The sequence below is a fragment of the Segatella copri genome (assembly GCF_026015465.1).
In the GTDB taxonomy this organism is placed as follows: domain Bacteria; phylum Bacteroidota; class Bacteroidia; order Bacteroidales; family Bacteroidaceae; genus Prevotella; species Prevotella copri_E.
Map to the genome: position 1 here is coordinate 1,185,592 of NZ_JAPDUQ010000001.1, position 20,880 is coordinate 1,206,471.

The 20,880-nt window shown below is 46.4% G+C and carries 17 protein-coding genes and 1 tRNA gene; 9 read left to right on the forward strand and 9 right to left on the reverse strand.

Annotated features, from left to right (window positions below; genetic code table 11):
• The first annotated feature begins 395 nt into the window (after positions 1 to 395).
• Positions 396 to 1,283, forward strand: a complete 888-nt coding sequence (locus ONT08_RS05015) for an Rpn family recombination-promoting nuclease/putative transposase (RefSeq protein ID WP_264909460.1) — start codon at positions 396 to 398, stop codon at positions 1,281 to 1,283.
• Positions 1,284 to 1,387: 104 nt separating this feature from the next.
• A complete protein-coding gene (locus ONT08_RS05020) occupies positions 1,388 to 2,581 on the forward strand; it encodes an SGNH/GDSL hydrolase family protein (RefSeq protein ID WP_118201756.1) in 1,194 nt (397 codons plus the stop codon).
• A gap of 51 nt (positions 2,582 to 2,632) precedes the next feature.
• Here the strand turns inward: ONT08_RS05020 and xpt are convergent, their stop codons facing one another.
• Positions 2,633 to 3,199, reverse strand: coding sequence for a xanthine phosphoribosyltransferase (xpt, locus tag ONT08_RS05025; protein ID WP_264959380.1), 567 nt, complete (start codon positions 3,197 to 3,199; stop codon positions 2,633 to 2,635).
• Between the two features lie 174 nt (positions 3,200 to 3,373).
• Here xpt and ONT08_RS05030 point away from each other — a divergent pair, with 174 nt between their 5' ends.
• Positions 3,374 to 4,360, forward strand: a complete 987-nt coding sequence (locus tag ONT08_RS05030; protein WP_118201757.1) for a YqiA/YcfP family alpha/beta fold hydrolase — start codon at positions 3,374 to 3,376, stop codon at positions 4,358 to 4,360.
• Positions 4,361 to 4,467: 107 nt separating this feature from the next.
• Here ONT08_RS05030 and ONT08_RS05035 read toward each other — a convergent pair whose 3' ends face one another.
• Both ONT08_RS05035 and ONT08_RS05040 read right to left on the reverse strand, forming a co-directional pair.
• Positions 4,468 to 5,775, reverse strand: coding sequence for a nucleobase:cation symporter-2 family protein (locus ONT08_RS05035; RefSeq protein ID WP_118201758.1), 1,308 nt, complete (start codon positions 5,773 to 5,775; stop codon positions 4,468 to 4,470).
• Between the two features lie 206 nt (positions 5,776 to 5,981).
• Complete coding sequence (locus ONT08_RS05040) at positions 5,982 to 6,449, reverse strand: nucleoside deaminase (protein WP_117587865.1); 468 nt, start codon at positions 6,447 to 6,449, stop codon at positions 5,982 to 5,984.
• Between the two features lie 219 nt (positions 6,450 to 6,668).
• Here ONT08_RS05040 and ONT08_RS05045 point away from each other — a divergent pair, with 219 nt between their 5' ends.
• From ONT08_RS05045 to ONT08_RS05060, 4 genes are all read left to right on the forward strand, one after another.
• Positions 6,669 to 7,805, forward strand: a complete 1,137-nt coding sequence (locus ONT08_RS05045) for an AAA family ATPase (RefSeq protein WP_264959381.1) — start codon at positions 6,669 to 6,671, stop codon at positions 7,803 to 7,805.
• Between the two features lie 78 nt (positions 7,806 to 7,883).
• The gene (locus tag ONT08_RS05050; protein ID WP_264959382.1) at positions 7,884 to 11,369 is read left to right on the forward strand and encodes a DEAD/DEAH box helicase; all 3,486 of its coding nucleotides are present in this window, start codon (positions 7,884 to 7,886) and stop codon (positions 11,367 to 11,369) included.
• Between the two features lie 188 nt (positions 11,370 to 11,557).
• Positions 11,558 to 12,025, forward strand: coding sequence for a transcription elongation factor GreA (gene greA, locus ONT08_RS05055; protein WP_022120765.1), 468 nt, complete (start codon positions 11,558 to 11,560; stop codon positions 12,023 to 12,025).
• A 185-nt stretch (positions 12,026 to 12,210) separates the two neighbouring features.
• A complete protein-coding gene (locus tag ONT08_RS05060; RefSeq protein WP_117587867.1) occupies positions 12,211 to 12,612 on the forward strand; it encodes an HIT family protein in 402 nt (133 codons plus the stop codon).
• Between the two features lie 80 nt (positions 12,613 to 12,692).
• Here ONT08_RS05060 and ONT08_RS05065 read toward each other — a convergent pair whose 3' ends face one another.
• Positions 12,693 to 13,781: a mannose-1-phosphate guanylyltransferase gene (locus ONT08_RS05065; RefSeq protein WP_264959383.1), complete on the reverse strand. Its 1,089-nt coding sequence runs from the start codon at positions 13,779 to 13,781 to the stop codon at positions 12,693 to 12,695.
• Positions 13,782 to 14,010: 229 nt separating this feature from the next.
• Here ONT08_RS05065 and ONT08_RS05070 point away from each other — a divergent pair.
• Together ONT08_RS05070 and ONT08_RS05075 are read left to right on the forward strand one after the other, a co-directional pair.
• Positions 14,011 to 14,095: transfer RNA gene (locus tag ONT08_RS05070), tRNA-Leu, on the forward strand.
• 234 nt (positions 14,096 to 14,329) lie between these two features.
• Entirely contained in the window at positions 14,330 to 15,904 is a 1,575-nt protein-coding gene (locus tag ONT08_RS05075) for a glycoside hydrolase family 28 protein (RefSeq protein WP_264959384.1), read from the forward strand.
• Positions 15,905 to 16,066: 162 nt separating this feature from the next.
• Here the strand turns inward: ONT08_RS05075 and ONT08_RS05080 are convergent, their stop codons facing one another.
• The 5 genes from ONT08_RS05080 to ONT08_RS05100 all read right to left on the reverse strand — a co-directional run bounded on the left by ONT08_RS05080 (position 16,067) and on the right by ONT08_RS05100 (position 20,863).
• A complete protein-coding gene (locus ONT08_RS05080; RefSeq protein WP_118139284.1) occupies positions 16,067 to 16,675 on the reverse strand; it encodes a ribonuclease HII in 609 nt (202 codons plus the stop codon).
• 434 nt (positions 16,676 to 17,109) lie between these two features.
• Positions 17,110 to 18,324: a cysteine desulfurase gene (locus tag ONT08_RS05085; protein ID WP_254974733.1), complete on the reverse strand. Its 1,215-nt coding sequence runs from the start codon at positions 18,322 to 18,324 to the stop codon at positions 17,110 to 17,112.
• A gap of 36 nt (positions 18,325 to 18,360) precedes the next feature.
• Complete coding sequence (gene sufD / locus ONT08_RS05090) at positions 18,361 to 19,704, reverse strand: Fe-S cluster assembly protein SufD (protein WP_264959385.1); 1,344 nt, start codon at positions 19,702 to 19,704, stop codon at positions 18,361 to 18,363.
• A 15-nt stretch (positions 19,705 to 19,719) separates the two neighbouring features.
• Positions 19,720 to 20,475 carry a Fe-S cluster assembly ATPase SufC gene (gene sufC, locus ONT08_RS05095; protein WP_089544837.1) on the reverse strand — a complete coding sequence of 252 codons (756 nt, stop codon included), beginning with the start codon at positions 20,473 to 20,475 and terminating at the stop codon, positions 19,720 to 19,722.
• A 4-nt stretch (positions 20,476 to 20,479) separates the two neighbouring features.
• Positions 20,480 to 20,863, reverse strand: a complete 384-nt coding sequence (locus ONT08_RS05100; RefSeq protein ID WP_264959386.1) for a hypothetical protein — start codon at positions 20,861 to 20,863, stop codon at positions 20,480 to 20,482.
• Positions 20,864 to 20,880: the final 17 nt, after the last annotated feature.

Consider the following 20,880-nt stretch of genomic DNA (forward strand, 5'->3'; position numbering starts at 1 on the left):
ACGGCTCATCTGGCGCAAGGATACGACTGCGCTGGGTCAAAGATATAGATTAGGAGGTTCAAGCAGTCGGTATCTGAGGTTCAGAGAGACTGTATCTGAGGTTCAAGCAGACTGCTTCTTGATGATTTCCACTAGGCTCGACAGCTCTGCTGAGCCTAGTCAGCAGGTCTGCCGAGCCTAGTGACAACACCCCATTATCGTACAACTACACACTCTTTAGTCGTACGACTGTATACCCTTTAGTTGTACAACCATAAACCTACTGTTGTACAAGTATAAACTCATTGACAGTACAATAGTAGTTTACAACTCAAACATTTTCCCAAAAATCCTTGCTTCTTTCAAAAGAAAAGCGTAACTTTGCAACCGAATATTAATTTTAGGAGGAAATCTATATGGAAGAGCTAAAAGATAAATACATTCGATTCGATTGGGCAATCAAACGATTGCTTCGTCAGAAGGCTAACTTTGGAGTACTTGAGGGATTCCTTACAGTGTTTATCGGTGAGCCTATCAAGATTATCGACATATTGGAAAGCGAGGGTAATCAACAGGAAGCCGACGACAAGTTTAACAGAGTTGACATCAAGGCGAAAAATAGCAAAGGGGACATCATCATCGTGGAGATACAGAACACAAGTGAGCTGTATTATCTGGAGCGCGTGCTCTATGGGGTGGCAAAGGCTATTACCGAGCATATCAATCTCGGCAACACCTACAAAGAAGTAAAAAAGGTATATTCCATTAGTATACTTTATTTTGACCTTGGCAAAGGGTCGGACTATATCTATGTAGGACAAAACAATTTTATCGGCCTGCATACGCAAGACCAACTCATCATCAGTACCAAGGAGAAAGATACAATCGTGAGAAAGTCGCCTGCCGAAATATTCCCAACCTATATGCTAGTGCGCGTCAATGAATTCAACAAGGTTGCCAAGTCTCCATTGGAGGAATGGGTTGATTACCTCAAAAACGGAGTCATCAATCCTGACACAAAAGCACCAGGATTGCAAGAAGCTCGCGAGAAGCTGAAATACTACTCTATGTCGAATGCCGAACGACACGCCTACGATGAACATGTCAATGCCATCATGATTCAAAATGACGTTCTTGGAAACGCTAGATTAGAAGGGCATGCGGAAGGTAGAGCAGAAGGTAGAGCAGAAGGTAAAACTGAAGAAAAAAATGCCATCGCCCTAAAAATGCGTCAAGCTGGTCTGCCTATAGAGCAAATCATGCAATTCACAGGGCTATCGGAAGAAAATATCAAATCATTATAAACAGAATTGGTCGGTGCCTCCAATGGCATCGACCCTTTTTATGAGATAATGCATAACGAGACGGCTCATCGGGCGCAAGGATTATAATTAAAAAATACAACAAGGTGAAAAGATTTATAATGATACTATGCTTCATCTGCACATACACACTACAGATGGCGGCACAAACATGGATTGGAACTTGGGCTACGGCACCGCAGACTGTGGTGAAAGCGTTTATGCCCTATAATAACAACATGACAAACCGTTCGGTTCGCCAGATAGTAAAGGTAAGCGTGGGAGGCGACGTGATAAGACTGAAACTGAGCAATATCTACTCGATGCAACCCGTAGTGATACGCTCCATCTATATCGCCCACGCCAAAGACTCCTTCAAGATTGATGCCAAATCGGCCCAATACTTCAAGTTCGGCAACAGCTACAAGGCTACTATCCCTGCCGGCAGACAGATAGTGAGCGATGCGCTGAAGTTCAATCTCAAGAACCTGGAGCGCGTAGCCATCACCATCAACTACACCTCGGCTCCCGATGTGCCTACCGTTCACATGGGCTCACGTACCACCTCTTATATCATGAAGGGAGTAACCAATGCCCACTCCAACTTCGAAAAGGCTTTCCGCGAGAACCACTGGTACAACATCAGCGGCATCGATGTGTATACGATGAGCACCAACATGAGTGCCATCGCCATCATGGGAAACTCCATCACCGATGGGAAATGCTCCACGGATAATGCCCAGAACCGGTGGCCCGACGTGATGTCAGAGATGCTGCAGCTGAAGCATAAGATAACCAACCAGGGTGTACTGAACCTAGGCATCGGCAACAACCGCGTAACCGTGCCGGGCGGTTTCGGGGCACTCGCCAAGGAACGCTTCGACCGAGACATTCTGATGCAGAGCGGCGTAAAGAAGGTAATTATCTTTGAAGGCATCAACGACATAGGTGCTGCCAAGAGCGGAAACAGCGAGACGGTAGCCCGCCAGATTATAGAGAGCATACAGGGAATGATGAGGAAGGCGAAGGCACGGAAGATGAAAGTTTATCTGGGCACCATCACGCCTTTCAAGGGTGCCGGCTACTACAGCCACTTCCACGAAGCAGCCCGACTCTATGTAAACGATTGGATTCGAAGTCAGGCAAAGAAAGCAGATGGCATTCTAGACTTCGCCAAGCTGCTTCAAGATCCGAATGATGACAGAAGGATGAAGCGGGAATATGCCAGCGGCGACTGGCTCCATCCGAACCCTGCAGGCTACAAGGCGATGGGAACCTATGCCGCTGATATCGTCAAGTAAGAAAAAAGCCGCCCTATTACAGGCGGCTTTTACTATATATAATAAGATGTTTTACTTCAAGACAATCTTGCAATCATCCAGGCTCTCTACGGTAGCGAGCGCCTCATAACGGATTCCCTCCTTGCGCAGGAAGTCACCACCATGCTGGAAAGCCTTCTCGATGATGAAACCCATCGCCTCAATCTTGGCACCAACCTTCTCGCAAAGGTCCATCACGCCCTTAGACGCATTACCATTGGCAAGGAAGTCATCGATAAAGATAACATGGTCCTCAGGAGTAAGATAACTGTTGCTCACACAAACCGTATAATCGCGGTCCTTTGTAAAAGAGTGAACCACAGAGGTAATCATACCCTCCATAGTCTTAGGCTGCTTTTTCTTCACAAATACAACAGGAAGATTGGTCAGATAACCTACCATGATGGCAGGCGCGATGCCCGAAGCCTCGATAGTAATAATCTTGTTGTACTTGATGTCCTTGAAAAGGCGCACGAATTCCTTAGCTAAGTCCATCATCAGAATAGGGTCCATCTGATGGTTTACAAAGCTGTCTACTTTTAAGATTCCACCAGGAAAGCATCTGCCCTCCTGCATAATTCTTTCTTTCAGTAAATCCATTATGACTTGAACTTTAATATGGTTATTGGGTGCAAAATTACTACTTTTTTCGCAAACAAGGAAGTTTATCGCCCAATAATTTTGTTTTGTCTGCAATTTAGCGTAATTTTGCAGCAGAAATGAATAAGATGTTCAGGGAGCATGATATGATACCCCCTATAAAACTATAAGAATATGAATCCATATATCAAACAATTCCCCGACCTCATGGCGGGCAAGAAAATCATGTATGTTCACGGTTTCCTCTCTTCTGCACAGAGCGGCACCGTAAAGATGTTGCAGGAACTGATGCCGAATGCCACCCTCGTGGCTGAAGACATTCCGGTACATCCGGAAGAGGGCATAGAGATGCTGCAGAAGATGGCGGAGACTGAGAAGCCTGACCTCATCATCGGTACCTCGATGGGAGGCATGTATACCGAACTGCTGAAAGGATTCGACCGCATCCTCGTAAACCCTGCCTTCGAGATGGGCGATACGATGAGCAGCATGACCGGCAAGCAGGAATTCCAGAACCCGAGAAAGGACGGAGTGAACGAACTGATGGTTACCAAAGGCCTCATCAAGGAATACCGTGACTTTACCGAGCGTTGCTTCCAGGACATTACTCCCGAGGAGCAGCAACGTGTTTACGGTCTCTTCGGCGATGCAGATCCGCTGGTCCATACCTTCGACCTCTTCCATGAGCACTATCCACTCGCCATCCCATTCCATGGCGAGCACCGACTTATCGACAAGGTAGCATTCCACTATCTCTGTCCGGTTATCCGCTGGATTGACGACAAGCAGAACGGCAAGGAGCGCCCTATCGTATACATCGACTTCGATGCCCTGCACGACAGTTACATGAAGGCAACCAGCTCGATGCACAAGGCTTACGAGATGCTGATAGAGCATTACAACGTATATATCGTAGCCCCAGCGCCAACCAACGACCATGAATACATGGCGAAGGTGCAGACCTGGGTGGAGGAATATCTCTCTACCCCAGCCTACAACCACATCATCTTCTGCAACCAGAAGAACCTGCTCTACGGCGATTACTTCATCGACCCTAGTCCATGCGACGGTTTCATGGGTACGGCGATAGAATACGGCAGCGATGAATTCAAGACCTTCGAAGAAATCATCACCTTCTTCGAAAGACTGGGAGGACAGTGATTTAGTTAATAGTTTATAGTTTATAGTTAACAGTTTATAGCAAAAAAGGTGCAACTCACTTTCTTACTTGTGAGTTGCACCTTTTTATATATAAATATCTTTAATTCTTATGCCTTATCCAAGTTTTTTGGCAACACGAGGTTCAGGATAACGGCGAGCAGGAAGACTACTGCCACACAGTTATCAGCAAAAACGGTGCGCACAATCTCCGGGAAGATGTTGAACATACCTGTTGCAGATGTGAAACCGAGACCTACGCTGAGAGAAAGACTCACGATAACCATGTTGCGCTGGGAGAAGCCTGTACGCGCCATCATACCGAAACCGGCAAAAAGGATGCTACCAAACATCATAATGGTACAGCCGCCCAATACAGCCTGAGGAATCGTAGTCAATACATAACCGATAGCAGGGAATACACCACCGATAATCATGATGATGGCACCCATGGCAATGGTAAAGCGGTTCACTACTCCCGACATCGCTGCCAAACCCACATTCTGACTGAAAGAAGTGATAGGAGTACAACCGAAAAGACCGGAAACCGAACTGACGAAACCATCGCAGCAGACTGCCGCTCCCATCTCCTTGGTCTTAGGATCACGCTTCAACGCACTGTTGCAGAGCGCAGAAGTATCACCAATCGTTTCTGTGGCAGAAACCAGATATACAGCTACAACTGAGAGAATAGCACCGATATTGAATTCAGGAGTGAATGGCAAAATCTTTGGCAAAGCTACGATAGAGAGACCAGAAAGTCCGCTGAAATCTATCATTCCCATAAACAGCGCCAGGATGTAACCTACCAGCAGTCCTACCAATACAGAGAGAGAACGCAAGAAACCCTTGGCGAAAATCTGACAAAGCAGACAAGCCAGCAAAGTGACAGAACCCACAACCCAGTTGTTCATGCTACCGAAATCAGCTGCACCCTGACCACCCGCAAAAGAGTTGGCACCAACAGGAAGGAGCGAGAAACCGATGGCTGTTACCACGGTAGCGGCTACTACAGGCGGAATGAGTTTGATCCAATACTTGGCAAAGAGACCGAGCGTACCCTCAATCAGACCGCCGATGATGACGGCACCCACCAATGTTCCCATGCCATGAGAACCCGCAATGGCGATGGCAAGTGAAAGGAAGGTGAAGGAGATACCCATCACGATAGGAAGGCGAGAACCGATGCGCCATACCGGATAAAGCTGCACCAAGGTACCGATACCAGCTATGACCATACAGTTCTGGATAAGCACGGCGCTCACCGAACTGTCCAGACCTATCGCACCAGCGAGAATCATGATTGGCGCAATATTACTGACGAACATCGCCAGCACATGCTGAAGACCAAATGGGAGTGCTTTACCTACGGGCACTCTGCCGTCTAATTTGTAGAGATTTTCTATTGACTGTTCCATTGTCGTTATAATAATTAGAGAAATTCCATTATCCATCAATTCAGGGTCTTTTCTGAATTTGGCGGCAAAATTACAAAGAAAATCTGAGAAATTGTTCCTTTTCTCCATTTTTCTCTATCCCGCATGATAGAATACAAGAAGAATCTACGAAAAAAGGAAGGCTGCAGTTCATATTCCGTGCAACCTTCCCTTTTTATCTTATCTCATTAATACTCTGTCTTTTCCGCATTTTCCTCCCACATGCGGAAAGCACCGAGCGCCTCATCGCGCATCAAGGCAATCATCGGCTTGTGGCGGTCTTCTATCTTGCGGTCTATCTCCTCGTAGATAAACTCATCATCGAAACCTATCTTTGCCGCATCCTTCCGGTCGTTGGCATAATAGATGCGGTCGAGATGTGCCCAATAGATGGCACCTAGGCACATCGGACAAGGCTCGCAAGAGGTATAGATTTCGCAACCCTCCAGATTGAAGGTCTTCAGCTTGCGGGTAGCCTGTCGGATGCAGTTCACTTCGGCATGAGCCGTAGGGTCGAGGTCGATGGTTACGCTGTTAGAAGCCTCAGCAATGATGATACCATCCTTGGCAATGACAGCACCAAAAGGTCCGCCACCCGTCTTCACGCTATTCTTTGAGAGCACAATGGCTCTATGCATCAATTCTTCTTTTGTCATTGTTTAATATTTTTAGATTAATAATACCCCTTCTTTTCAATTGGGGCTACAAATATACTAAAAAGAAATGATACGACAAGCATTTCTTACGAAAAAAAATACTTAATAGAACACTTCTTATTCCCATCCCACGTTAATTATCCATAATTATAAATACATTTATTATAAGAGTATTTATAATTTTTGTAACTTTGCGCCATCACTTATAAAAAATTGATTATGGATATACCCTTTATTTATGGAAGACTCGCTGAGAAAGAGAGTTTTATCGACAGAGTAGAAGACCGAAGGGAACTGAAGAATTTCCTTCGCCACAGCATCAACGTCATCTTGGTATCTCCAAGAAGATGGGGAAAATCTTCGCTTGTCAGAACCTCTATGGAAGAATTAATGCAGGAAGAACCGAAGACAAAGGTTTGCTTCATGGATGCCTCCAAGATTCATACGGAGGAGGAATTCTACAACAAATTTGCCTCCATCGTGATACAAGGAGTTTCTTCCACATTGGAACAGAAATTATCTGACTTGGTGAAGTTTATCAATCGTTTTACCCCAAGCATCACGATAGCTTCCGACCCAATGAATAGTGTAGAGGTCAACCTAAAGGTGAATCCTGTAAAGGAAAGTCCTGAAAACATTCTGCAACTCCCCGAAAGGATAGCCGAAGCTAAAGGCATCAAGATTATCGTCTGCATCGATGAGTTTCAGCAACTCGCCAACCTGCCAAAATGGAAGAACCTTGAAGCTATGCTGAGGGCTGAATGGCAGTTGCAGCACCATACCACCTATTGTCTCTACGGCAGCAAGATGCACATGATGAAAGATATTTTCAACAAGACGAACAGCCCTTTCTTTAAGTTCGGACAACTGATGAACCTGAAGAGAATAGCCAAGGAATATTGGATTCCATACATCATGAGCAATTTTAAGAAGACAGGAAAAAGTATCTCTGAGAGTCAAGCAGAATGTCTATGCGAAAGAGTGAAATATAACTCTTGGTACGTACAGCAATATTGCTTCTTCCTATGGTCACACACAGACAAAGAGGTGACGCAAGAACTCCTCGACAACCAGCTCCAACTGGTTTTGGACACCAACGAAGACTTGTTCTTGACAGAGATGGACGAGCTCACTCCCACCCAAATCGGCATGTTGAAAGCCATTGCTTCTGGCGAAAAGCACTTCAATGCCAAGGATGTCGTAGAGAAGTATGGTCTGGGGCAGCCACAGAGCATCACAAGAAATAAGAAAGTATTAGTAGAGAAAGATCTCGTTGAGAAACATCTTCAAGATTTCTCATTCGTCGATCCTGTCTTCGAGCTTTGGCTGAAGAGAGAATACAACATTTTACCATAATGGGAATAAAAACAGCCAATAATCGCATTTTCGAGGATAGAGATGAGGTAAACATCTCTCAAGATTAAGCAATATTTCATGAATCAAAACAATATCAGCACCGCTGAACTTTTCCAGCGGGTAAGGGAACTCCTGACGCTCCCCGAACTGGAGCCGAAGACACGCAACAAGATGATGCACGATACGCTCATCCTCTGCTGCCACGAAGGAGTGAAGGAAACGAAACAGGCTTTCGGTAACCTTTTCTCCCAGGTAGATTATCTCTGTAAGGCTCACGGCATCAAGGTGGCAGACAAGATTGCCATCCAGACCATGCGCCGGCACAGTAATTCGCAGGAACCGCTCTCAAGCGAAGATTTGAAATATGATGCACGTGCCCTAGCCATCTTCATCTCTGCCGTATTCGGAGTGGATGTTCCCCACGAGCTGAACGTGCTCATTCCCCATACCAACCGCCCTTATCAGAAAGGACTGGAAATCAACAACCGCCGCATCCGCTGCATCGTGAAGAACTGGGACAGCGATTTCATCCGCGTGGATATTGACCAGGATGCTGACGAAGAGGAATATCTCGTTCAACTGAAAGATGAAGAGAACCATATCGACCATACCTACCTCTGGGATATCCTGAAGGAAGGTATGCAGCTCAACCTGCTCGACTGTCAGGTGAAACAGCCCATCATCACCCCCCGACTCATCGTGGTGGAACCCGATTATCTGGTAGATATCAGTAGCATTGCCACCTGCTTCACGGCTTTCGGTCATCATCCCCTGCTCTATCTGCTGAACCAGATGAAACCCCGTGCCAACACCCAGGCTACCCTGCTCGGTAACTTTGCCGGTGCTGCGCTGGATGACATCATCAATACAAACGGCAAATATCAGATGAACGAAACCATAAAGACGAATTTCAGGGAGAAAGCACTGGAGTTCTGCACCTGTCCCTGGTTTGATGCCAAGAAATTCTATACAGATGCCAACCAGCAGGCATTCAATCTGCAGCAGGTAGTGGATATTCTCTTCCCCCGCACCGCATCGCAGGCACAGATGTCAGCCTTCCGTGGCGAAAGTCTTTACGACAGGAAGAAAGCCATCCTCGAACCTTCGTTCGTCTGCGAAGCACTCGGCATACAGGGACGTGTGGACCTGATGACCACCGACTGCAAACTGCTGGTGGAGCAGAAATCGGGACGCAACATGAATATCGAAACCCATCAGGTAGATCCGGGTTATCACAGTTATCAGCTGGAGCCCCACTATGTACAGCTGCTGCTCTACTATGGCGTATTGCAGCACAACTTCAAGCTGAGCAACGACCGCGTGAATATCCGTCTGCTCTATTCCAAGTATCAGCCTCAAGACGGACTGATGGTAGTGGCTTACTACCAAAAGCTCTTCAAGGAGGCCATCGAATACCGCAACCAGCTCGTTGCCGCCTCCTTCGAGATAGCCAAGGAGGGATTCGAGCATGCACTGAATGAATTTACCCCCGAAGTTTTGAATGTGGCAGGTACCCAGGACTTCTTCTACAACAAGTATCTGAAGCCGCAGATAGAAGCCATCACCAGTCCGCTCCACAACCTCACCCCATTAGAGGAGGCTTACTTCTGCCGCATGATGACCTTCGTGTTGCGGGAACAGATGATCAGCAAGGTGGGCGCACAGGAAGGAACGAACACATCCAGTTCCGACCTCTGGACCATGCCACTCGCCGAAAAGAAAGATGCCGGCAACATCTATACCGACCTGCACATCATCCGGAAGGAACAGAGCAGCGCAGGAAGCGGATATGATACCATCACCCTGAGCGTGCCCGACCAGGGAAAGGACTTCCTGCCCAACTTCCGTATCGGCGACATGGTGTATCTCTATACCTACAAGCTGAAGGAAGAACCCGATGTAAGAAAGGCTATATTATATAAAGGTGTACTACAGGAGATTCACAGCGATGAGATTGTGGTGCATCTCACCGACGGACAGCAGAATGCCGATATCTTCGAGATGAATCTGCCTTACGCCATAGAACATGGAACGAGCGATGCATCAACAGGCGGAAGCATACGTAACCTGCACCAGTTTATCTGTGCACCCAAGGAGAAACGCGACCTGCTGTTAGGGCAGCGTGCTCCGCAAAGAGATGCCTCGCTTACATTGACCAGACATTACGATGATGTACTGGACGACATCATTCTCCGTGCCAAGCAGGCACAGGATTACTTCCTGCTCGTGGGACCTCCGGGAACAGGAAAGACCAGTCGTGCCCTGAAGTTTATGGTAGAAGAAGCATTGAACGATGGAACGGGAATGCCCGCAGCAGAAAGCATCGCCTCGGGAGGCAAGACGGCTCAGCAGCCTGCATCCTCCATCCTCCTGATGAGTTATACCAACCGAGCCGTGGATGAAATCTGCGAGATGCTGGTAGATTCCGGCATCCCATTCCTTCGCCTCGGCAGCGAGTACTCCTGCGATGAGCGGTTCCGCCCTTATCTGATAGAGAAAGCCATCAGCGACTGTCCGAAGCTCGAAGCCATCAAACAATATATAATAGGAACGCGTGTAATCGTGGGCACCACTTCGATGATGACCTCCAAGCCGTTCATCTTCTCGCTGAAGCACTTCAAGCTTGCCATCATCGACGAGTCGAGCCAGATACTGGAGCCTAATCTCATCGGTCTCTTATCAGCAGTAGATAAGTTCATCCTCATCGGCGACTACAAGCAGTTGCCAGCCGTGGTGCAGCAGAGCGAGCAGGATTCAGGCATTCCTACCATCAACGACAGTCAGAAAGGTGGCGTCATCGACATGAGCATCCTGCAGGACATCTGTCTTACCAACTGCCGCAACTCCCTCTTCGAACGTCTGATTCATTGGGAAGATCACGAAGAACGCAGCGAATTCATCGGCATTCTGCGCCGCCAAGGAAGAATGCATCCCGAGATTGCAGAGTTTCCTAACCGGATGTTCTACCGTCGGGAGAAACTGGAACCCGTGCCATGCCCACACCAGTTGGAGACGGAGCTGTCATATACTCTCCCGTCAGAAGATGCGCTCGACGACCTACTGAAGGAGCACCGCATGATATTCCTCCCATCCAAATTCTGCAAGGAACCGAATGTATCCGATAAGATCAATGCCAACGAGGCAGCAATCGTGGTAGACCTGCTTCACCGCATCCACCGCTTCTATGGAGAGCGTTTCGATGCCAAGAAGACGGTAGGCGTCATCGTTCCTTACCGCAACCAGATAGCCATGGTACGCAAAGGCATCGAAAAGCTCGGTATTCCGGAACTGGAGAAAATCAGTATCGATACCGTAGAGCGGTACCAGGGCAGTCAGCGCGATGTCATCATCTACAGCTTTACCATCCAGAACATCTGGCAGCTCGACTTCCTTGCCGGCAACAGTTTCGTAGAAGACGGCGCCATCATCGACCGCAAGCTGAACGTAGCCATCACCCGTGCCCGAAAGCAGATGATTATGACAGGCAACCCGGAGATATTGCGCAATAATCAGATTTTTAGCGAATTAATGAACTATGTGAAGGAAAAAGGAGGATATTTTTAAAATTTCCCCCAAAAAATTTGGTGATACGGAAATAAAGTCCTATCTTTGCATTCGGATTATACACAAAAGGATAAACAAGAGACATAAATACAGATATAGGATTCCGGTGCTCCACTGGCACTGGAATTCTTTATTTTTTATGCTACTTGCCAACCGATTATTAATAACATTAAAACAACAAGAAAATTATGGCTTACATGTCACAAGAAGGCTACGACAAACTCGTAGCTGAGCTGAAACAGCTCGTATCTGTAGAGCGCCCTAAGGCATCAGCCGCAATTGCTGAAGCCCGCGACAAGGGTGATTTAAGTGAGAATTCTGAGTATGATGCCGCTAAAGAGGCACAGGCTCATCTGGAAGATAAGATCAATCGCCTGAAGCTCACCATTGCCGAGGCTAAGATTATCGATACCAAGCAGCTCAGCACCGACAGCGTGCAGATTATGTCGAAGGTAGAGATGACCAACATGGCTAACAAGGCAAAGATGACTTATACCATCGTGAGCGAGAGCGAGGCAAACTTGAAGGAAGGCAAGATTTCCATCAAGACTCCTATCGCACAGGGATTGCTCAACAAGAAGGTAGGTGAGATTGCAGAAATCAAGATTCCTCGCGGCACCATCAATCTTCGCATCGACAAGATTTCATTTGAATAAAACGGAATAAAAGGAACTATCATATCGGCAGCGATGCCCGTATGACGGTTCCTTTTATGTTATATGTAAGCCAACCCGATATACTCTATAGAAAATGAAAGTAGCCGATGCAACGACTTCAAAAAGAGAATAAGATAATATGAATTGTAAATTATAAATTATTAATTATAAATTGATTAGCGATTATGGCAAGCATTTTTTCAAAGATTGCAGCAGGAGAGATTCCTAGCTACAAGTGTGCAGAAAGCGACAAGTTCTATGCTTTCCTCGACATTAGCCCTATCGGCAAAGGTCATACTTTGGTGATTCCCCGCAAGGAGGTGGATTACATCTTCGATATGGAAGACGAAGACCTGGCTGAGTTTGAGGTTTTCGCCAAGAAGGTAGCCAAGGCTATCAAGGCATCCTTCCCATGCAAGAAAGTGGCGCAGGTTGTTTTGGGTCTGGAGGTTCCTCATGCCCATATCCACCTCATCCCAATGAACAGCGAAGCTGATGTAAACTTCCGCAAGGAGCATCTCAAACTCACAGAGGAAGAGTTCAAGGAAATTGCTGATAAGATTTATACAGAATTCAAGAAACTTTAAATGCAAGAAGTTTCAAACAGAAAAAGAGCTGCGAATATGCTTCGCAGCTCTTTTTATATCTTTATTTCATAAGCTCTTGCTTAGACAAACTCATCGCCTTTCTTCATCTGCACCTCGTTTACATATTTACGCACCAGGGCAGAAGAATCTTCTTTCTTGCATATCAACAATACATTATCATTCTCGGCTACTATGAAACCGTCCAGTCCGTTCAATACAGCCAGCTTTCCTTTAGGCAACTTGATTACATTGTTGTGACAATTCTCCATCATCACATCGCTGTCAACAACCACGTTGTCATCGCTGCTCTTCTGCATCGCCTCGTAGATACTGTGCCAGGTACCCAAATCAGCCCATCCGAAGTCACACTTCATCATATAGACATTGCTAGGCTTGTCAAGAATCCCGAAATCTACTGATATATTAGGATAAGAAGAGAAGCTCTCTTTCATGTATGCATTCTCAGTCTCCACACTGAATTCCGGATACTGTTTATCGTAATCACGGAGTACAGGGGGCAGAATCTTGCAGAAACACTCACGCAGATACTTCACATTAGAAAGGAATAAACCCGTATTCCAATAGAACTCTCCACTTTCTACAAAAATCTTGGCAAACTCTCTTTCCGGTTTCTCTGTAAACGACTGCACCTTGTACAATCCGTTGCCGATAGCTTCACCCATCTGAATATATCCATATCCAGGTTCAGGACGGGTTGGTTTCACACCCATCGTCAGGAAACGGTCATGTTCTGCCACAAAAGCCAGACCTTCCAATACGTTTTCCCGGAAAGCATCTTCATTGAAGATAGCCTGATCCGAAGGAGTGGCGATGATGCAGGCATCAGGATTGAGCATCGAGATGCGATGATTGGCCCATGCCATGCTAGGTGCCGTATTGCGATGAATAGATTCCGCCAATATTCGTTCTGCAGGAACCTCAGGCAACTGTTCCTTTACCAGTTGAACATATTCTTCATTTGTGTTGATAAATATATGGTCGGCAGGCACGATCTTTGCCATACGGTCAAAGGTTTGCTGAAGCTGGGTGCGCCCTACTCCAAAGAAGTCGACAAACTGCTTCGGATAGTTGCTGCGGCTGCAAGGCCAGAGTCTGCGGCCCTTACCTCCCGCCAATATCACACAATAATTATTTCCGTTACTCTTCATATCTTGAGTCTAATATTTTGTTGGTTTTCAAAATTCATCTGTAAAGTTAGTGATTATCCGTGAAAGTGCCAAAGATTTTCTTGAAATTTAATAAAGTGGACTATAAAAACAACAAAAATTTAATGTTTCTGCATCAAAAATGCATTTTTCGAAAAAAAAGTTCCCAAAAAGTTTGTCAGTTCAAAAATTATTAGTACCTTTGCAACCGCAAATAAGCTAAGTGGTATTTGCCCAGATGGCGGAATCGGTAGACGCGCTGGTCTCAAACACCAGTGGAGCAATCCATCCCGGTTCGATCCCGGGTCTGGGTACCAAGATGGAGAGAAGTTCACTTCTCTCCTTTTTTCGTTTATATACCTTATTATTATATATGCACTTATAACATCATTATATATCCGCTTATATCTTATCATACCCCCCACTTCACGAAAACGTTTACAGCGATTTATTTAGAATAAGTCTTTCTATTTTTGGCTTTTCAAAAGATAATACTTATCTTTGCAGAAGAAATAACTTATATATAATAACCCAACAAACCGAAAAAATAGATGAAGAAATTTTTTAGCATGGTATGTGCTTGCTTGTTGGCGCTAAGTGCCCAGGCAACAGACATCAAGAAGTATGATGCTCTTTACGAAAATCTACCATTCCAGATGGAGAAGGTGACTCGTCCGCAATTCCCAGCCAATGAGGTAAATCTCAAAGACTTTGGTGCTATTGGCGATGGCTCTTCTCTCTGTACCACAGCCTTTGCCAAGGCTATCGATGCGCTGACTCAGAAAGGCGGCGGTAAACTCATCGTTCCACAGGGCGTATGGTTCACAGGTCCTATCGTATTGAAGAGCAATATCAACCTGCATCTCGAAAAAGGTGCTGTTATCCTTTTCTCACCAGACGATGCCCTCTACCCTTTTATAGAAACATCGTTCGAGGGTCTGGATACACGCCGCTGCCAGTCGCCTATCTCAGGTCATCATCTTACCAACGTGGCAATTACCGGTCAAGGTTGCATTGACGGAAACGGAGAATACTGGCGCCCATTAAAGAAGCAGAAGGTTACCGCTGCACAGTGGAAGCAGATTACTTCACGTGGCGGTGCATTCAAGAGAGCTGACTACTGGTTCCCATCAGAAGGTGCATTGAAGGCAGACAACAGTGCCAACATGAATGTGCCTAAAACTCCAGCTTCAGAAGAAGAATGGAACGAGATCAAGCGTTTCCTCCGCCCTGTAATGATCAGTCTCGTAAGCTGCAAGAACGTTTGGCTCAATGGTGTTATCTTCCAGAATTCACCAGCATGGAACATCCATCCGCTGATGTGCGAGAACGTTCTTATAGAAGATGTATTGGTCCGCAACCCTTCTTACGCTCAGAATGGTGATGGTCTTGACCTGGAGAGCTGCAAGAATGCACTTATCGTCAATTCTACTTTCGATGTAGGCGATGATGGTATCTGCATCAAGAGTGGTAAGGATGCTGACGGAAGAAAGCGCGGCATTCCTTGCGAGAATGTCATCGTAAACGGCTGTACCGTATTCAAGGGGCATGGTGGTTTCGTTGTTGGCAGCGAGATGAGTGGTGGCGTAAAGAATATCAAGGTGAGCGACTGCCAGTTCCTCGGCACCGATGTAGGTCTCCGTTTCAAGAGTACCCGCGGTCGTGGTGGTGTAGTAGAGAATATCTACATCGACAACATGTCAATGTTTGATATTCAGACAGATGTCATCACCTTCGACCTTTACTACGGTGGCAAGTCTGCCGTTGAGGTTCTCAACGATGGCGATGAGGCTAAGAGCCAGAAGGTACAGAAGTTCAAGATAGACGAGACAACACCTTGCTTCCGCAATATCGACATCAACCATGTCATCTGCCGCACAGCCCGTCGTGCAGCTTACTTCAACGGTCTCCCAGAGATGCCGGTAAGCAACATCCACATCAGGGATATGGAGGTTAACAATGCTGAATATGGTATCGTCATCAACCGTACTGACGGCGTAAAGCTCGAAAACATCAAAGTTAGTGCAAAGAATCACACCTTCGATGCTAAGAACTCGAAGAATGTGACTGTAAACGACAAGACATACAAGAAGATTGACGAAAAGGGTATCACCCTCGATTTCTAATATCGCCTTGATGACAAAAGACAGATTAGACATTCTCCGTATCTGTCTGAAAAAACGAAAAGGAGGTAAATACCCATCGATGGCATTTACCTCCTTTTCGTTTATAATAATCGACAGAAAAAACAGACTTCGTTTTAAATTAAAGGACCAAATCTGTAGCCTCTAATCCTTGAAATCTATACTCAATTCGCCAGTTCCTAAAAGATTGTAACTCATGCGATGATATGGAGTGACTCCAAATTCCCTGATGGCAGCACGATGCTTCTTGGTAGGATAACCCTTGTTGCCTTTCCAGTCGTACTGCGGATATTCTTCTGCAAGCGCATCCATGTAATCATCACGATAGGTCTTGGCAAGGATGCTGGCAGCTGCAATAGACAGATACTTGCCGTCACCCTTTACGATGGTTGTATAAGGCAAATCCTTGTAGGGTTTGAAGCGGTTACCATCCACGATAACTGCCTCCGGACGAACCTTGAGCTGGTCCAGGGCACGGTGCATAGCCAGAAAACTGGCGTTGAGGATATTGATTTTATCGATTTCTTCGGGAGTAACAATGCCCACAGCCCAAGCTACAGCATCACGCTCTATCTGCTTGCGGAGCGCCTTGCGCTTCTTATCTGTGAGCTTCTTACTGTCGTTCAATTCGGCATTCTGATAACCGGGCGGAAGGATAACGGCTGCTGCATATACGCTGCCTGCCAAACATCCTCTGCCAGCCTCATCGCAGCCAGCCTCTACCATATCCTTATAATAATGACTTTCTAACATAATTATGATGAATTTTACGTTTATCTCTTCACTCTTCACCTCTATTTTGTAACCGCCTAATTATAGGGCAGTTACAAAGATAAGAGCATTTCAACTCTTCACCCACTCTTCACCCACTCTTCACCTACTCTTCACCTACTCTTCACCCTCATAGCACCAGGCGGTGAAGAGTGGGTGAAGAGTGGGTGAAGAGTCAGAACGTCTCTTCTGCGCGTAAGTCTCAGTATAACAATACGTTACGATAAAAGGGTGAAGAGTGAAGAGTATTTGGGCATTCCAACCTCAACTTTCTGATAACTGCCAAACGCAAACAGCCAACTGTCCGCAGTAGCGCCAGTTGGCTGTTCTTTGCTTGCCAGTGGGTTGTCTTTCGCTCGCCAGTTGGCTAAATAAGGCTTTTACGTGCGCTGTATGCGGCTAAAAAGTCTTTATCTTTAGAACATCATAGCCACGCGTTTTACGCCCGCTACAAGCGCATCTATTTCTTCCTTTGTATTATATAGGGCAAAGCTGGCACGAACAGTGCCGAGAATGCCGTAGCGGTCCATCAAAGGCTGAGCGCAATGATGACCGGTACGTACAGCGATGCCCAGACGGTCGAGCAAGGTGCCCATATCCATATGATGAATATCACCAACCAAGAAGCTGACAACGGCATCTTTGCCCTCCTGTTCACCAAAAAGTCTGATTCCATCGATGGTTCGCATCTGCTCCATACAGTAGCGGGTGAGTTCCTGCTCATGCTTGGCAATGTTATCCATGCCGAGTGCAGAAACATAATCGATGGCTTTCGCCAGACCGTGGGTAGCTACATAATCAGGAGTACCAGCCTCGAACTTGAAAGGCAACTTCTCGAAAGTAGTCTTCTCGAAACTTACGCTCTCAATCATTTCGCCACCGCCCTGATAAGGAGGCAACTTGTCGAGCCATTCTTCCTTGCCGTAAAGCACACCGATACCGGTAGGACCATAAATCTTATGTCCGCTGAAAGCGAAGAAATCGCAATCCATATCCTGTACATCCACAGCAAAATGAGGAGTACTCTGAGCGCCATCCACCATGACAGGCACATCGTGCTCATGAGCAATCTTTATCATCTCTTTTACCGGATTCACCGTACCCAACACGTTGCTTACCTGGGCAATGCTCACGATTTTGGTGCGTTCGGTAAATAAATTGGCGAATTCATCGAGGTTAATCTCACCTTTATCGTTGATAGGGATTATTCGGATGGCGATTCCCTTCTTGGCAGCCTGCAACTGCCAAGGCACGATATTGGAGTGATGCTCCATGGTAGAGATAATCACCTCGTCGCCCTCACTCATAAAGGCATCGCTGAACGATGAAACCACGAGATTCAGACTTTCGGTAGTACCGCGGGTAAAGATGACTTCCTCAACCTTAGGCGCATTGATAAACTTGCGCACGGTTTCGCGGGCTGCCTCATGAAGGTCGGTAGCCTGCTGAGAGAGATAGTGAACACCACGATGCACATTGGCATTTACGTTGAGATACTCGTCGCGCATGGCATCGAGCACGCACAATGGTTTCTGCGTGGTTGCCGCATTATCCAGATACACCAATGGCTTATCATAGACCCTTCTCGATAAAATCGGGAAATCTGCTCTTACTTGATTGATATCATACATATTTTTAAGAACTTAACTCCTTTAAAAGGATATTATCTACTTGCAAAGCTTGCAGCCCTCACACTTATTGAGTTCACCACGGAATCGCTTCTCTACGAGATGATGCAGGCGATCACGCAATGGCTCCAGCTCCATCTTGTCGATGACTTCGTTGACAAATGCAAACTGAAGGAGCAACTTAGCCTCCTCGCGGCTCACACCACGCTGCTGCATATAGAACAATGCGGCATCGTTGAGCTGACCTACAGTACTTCCGTGCGCACACTTCACATCATCGGCATAAATCTCCAGCATCGGCTGGGTGAACATGCGGGCAGTCTTCGTAGCACAGAGGTTCTGGTTGGTTTCCTGAGAAACAGTTTTCTGGGCACCATGACGAACCAACACTCTACCGGCAAAAGCACCACGTGCCTCACCATCGAGTACATACTTATAAAGCTCGTTGCTGATACAATGACCCACCTGATGATCGATGAGTGTATTGTTATCAACCACCTGGTTCTTGTCGGCAATCACACAACCATTGCAGAAGCACTCGGCTCCCTCGCCCTTGAACACGAGGTCGAGTCGGTTGCGGGTGATACCGTTATGAAGGGTGATGACGTTATGGTTTACACGGCTGTTAGCCTGCTGCTCAATGTAAACGTTGCTGACACGACGGTTCTTGTAATGAGTCTCTTCCAGACAATAGAGGTCGAGACTGGCATTCTCGCCAACATAAGCCTCGATAACCTGGGTTGCGAGGAAGTTCTTGTCATCGGCAGCATGATCGCAGAAGAGGAACTTAGCCTCAGCACCCTGTTCCATCACGATGAGCACACGACGGTTTACCATCAAATCTACATCCGAACGAAGAATATTGATGACCTGAATGGTTCGCTCCACCTTCACGTTCTTTGGAACATAAATCAGCAAGCCATCCTGCGCCAGGAAAGTATTCAATGCGGTGATGCCATCTTCATCGGTTTTGGCAATCTTAGCGTAGTATTTCCCGATGAATTCTGGGTTTTCTGTAGCAATCTTGCTCAAAGAATCGACGATAACACCCTCTGGAAGCTCTACTTTTGGCAATGCCTTGTTATAGAAAGCATCGTTTACCACAAAGTAGAGCGAAGTGCTCAGGTTAGGCACATCGCAGCGGAAAGCCTCGTATGGATCTACCGGAATTTCCAGACGATTCAAGTTCAAGCCATAGTCTGGCTCGAAGATGGCGCTCATATCTGTGTACTTGTATCTTTCTACCTTTCGGGAAGGGAAGCCCAGGCGACGGAAGTCCTCGAAAGCAGCATCACGCACCGCATTGAGCACCTCAGCACTGTTCTTCTTGATCATTCTCGAAGAAGACTGATACAAGTCTAAATATTGTTTTTCTGAAAGCATAGCCATCCTCCTTATTTATTTCTCATCTACTTCAGCCTTGATCCAGTCGTAGCCGCGAGCTTCAATCTCCTTGGCAAGTTCAGGACCGGCAGTCTTCACGATTCTACCCTTATAGAGTACGTGAACCACACTTGGCTTAATCATATCGAGCAGACGCTCATAGTGAGTGATGACAATGGCAGAAGTCTGGTCGGTATGCATCTTGTTTACACCGTCAGCCACAATACGCATCGCATCCACGTCGAGACCCGAGTCGGTTTCATCGAGGATAGAGAGCTTTGGCTCCAGCATCGCCATCTGGAAAATCTCGTTGCGTTTCTTCTCACCACCAGAGAAACCTTCGTTTACAGAACGGCGAGCCAACTTGCTGTCCAATTCCACCAACTCGCGCTTCTCACGCATCAGTTTCATGAATTCGCTTGTATTCAATGGTTCCAAACCCTGATACTCACGCTTGGCATTGATAGCCGCACGCATAAAGTTAGTCATGGATACACCAGGAATCTCCACCGGATACTGGAAAGAGAGGAACAAGCCTTCACGGGCACGGTCCTCTGGCTTCATATCCAGAAGGTTCTTGCCGTTGAAGATAGCCTCACCCTCGGTTACGGTATAGAGAGGGTTACCTGTAAGCACAGCGCTCAAGGTTGACTTACCGGAACCGTTAGGTCCCATGATAGCATGTATCTCACCATCGTTGATAGTCAGGTTGATACCTTTCAATATTTCTTTGCCTGCAATAGTTGCATGCAGATTCTTTACCTCTAACATATTATTACTTAAAAAATGCGTTCAAAATATTGGAACATAACTCTTCAAAGAAAGATGGTGGCTTCTCCCAGCCCCATTGCACAAACAACGAAGGAGGGTCTAGTACCCAAAATGAGCACTCACCTGGTCGTATGACCTTACCCTTCATCTGCGGAACATAACTCGATGTCTGCATAATGGACTTGGTCAATGTAGGGTCAGACTCATCAACATGACAATATCGACCACAACGAAGATACACATTTTGCTCTTGCTTGCATTTCGCAACAAAAGATGCAACGATGGAATCTTGCTGTGCCGTCAAGCCATTTTTTTGATGATTGAAAAGGTCTTGAGCCGTTAAGTTCAAGCTATCAACTAACAATAACATCAACAACATTCTTTTCATAACCACCTCTCTTTCTT

Coding starts and splice junctions, on each gene's coding strand:
- ONT08_RS05015 (WP_264909460.1), top strand. CDS start 396: ATGGAAGAGCTAAAAGATAAATACATTCGATTCGATTGGGCAATCAAA.
- xpt (WP_264959380.1), bottom strand. CDS start 3,199: ATGGATTTACTGAAAGAAAGAATTATGCAGGAGGGCAGATGCTTTCCT.
- ONT08_RS05030 (WP_118201757.1), top strand. CDS start 3,374: ATGAATCCATATATCAAACAATTCCCCGACCTCATGGCGGGCAAGAAA.
- ONT08_RS05035 (WP_118201758.1), bottom strand. CDS start 5,775: ATGGAACAGTCAATAGAAAATCTCTACAAATTAGACGGCAGAGTGCCC.
- ONT08_RS05040 (WP_117587865.1), bottom strand. CDS start 6,449: ATGACAAAAGAAGAATTGATGCATAGAGCCATTGTGCTCTCAAAGAAT.
- ONT08_RS05045 (WP_264959381.1), top strand. CDS start 6,669: ATGGATATACCCTTTATTTATGGAAGACTCGCTGAGAAAGAGAGTTTT.
- ONT08_RS05050 (WP_264959382.1), top strand. CDS start 7,884: ATGAATCAAAACAATATCAGCACCGCTGAACTTTTCCAGCGGGTAAGG.
- greA (WP_022120765.1), top strand. CDS start 11,558: ATGGCTTACATGTCACAAGAAGGCTACGACAAACTCGTAGCTGAGCTG.
- ONT08_RS05060 (WP_117587867.1), top strand. CDS start 12,211: ATGGCAAGCATTTTTTCAAAGATTGCAGCAGGAGAGATTCCTAGCTAC.
- ONT08_RS05065 (WP_264959383.1), bottom strand. CDS start 13,781: ATGAAGAGTAACGGAAATAATTATTGTGTGATATTGGCGGGAGGTAAG.
- ONT08_RS05075 (WP_264959384.1), top strand. CDS start 14,330: ATGAAGAAATTTTTTAGCATGGTATGTGCTTGCTTGTTGGCGCTAAGT.
- ONT08_RS05080 (WP_118139284.1), bottom strand. CDS start 16,675: ATGTTAGAAAGTCATTATTATAAGGATATGGTAGAGGCTGGCTGCGAT.
- ONT08_RS05085 (WP_254974733.1), bottom strand. CDS start 18,324: ATGTATGATATCAATCAAGTAAGAGCAGATTTCCCGATTTTATCGAGA.
- sufD (WP_264959385.1), bottom strand. CDS start 19,704: ATGCTTTCAGAAAAACAATATTTAGACTTGTATCAGTCTTCTTCGAGA.
- sufC (WP_089544837.1), bottom strand. CDS start 20,475: ATGTTAGAGGTAAAGAATCTGCATGCAACTATTGCAGGCAAAGAAATA.
- ONT08_RS05100 (WP_264959386.1), bottom strand. CDS start 20,863: ATGAAAAGAATGTTGTTGATGTTATTGTTAGTTGATAGCTTGAACTTA.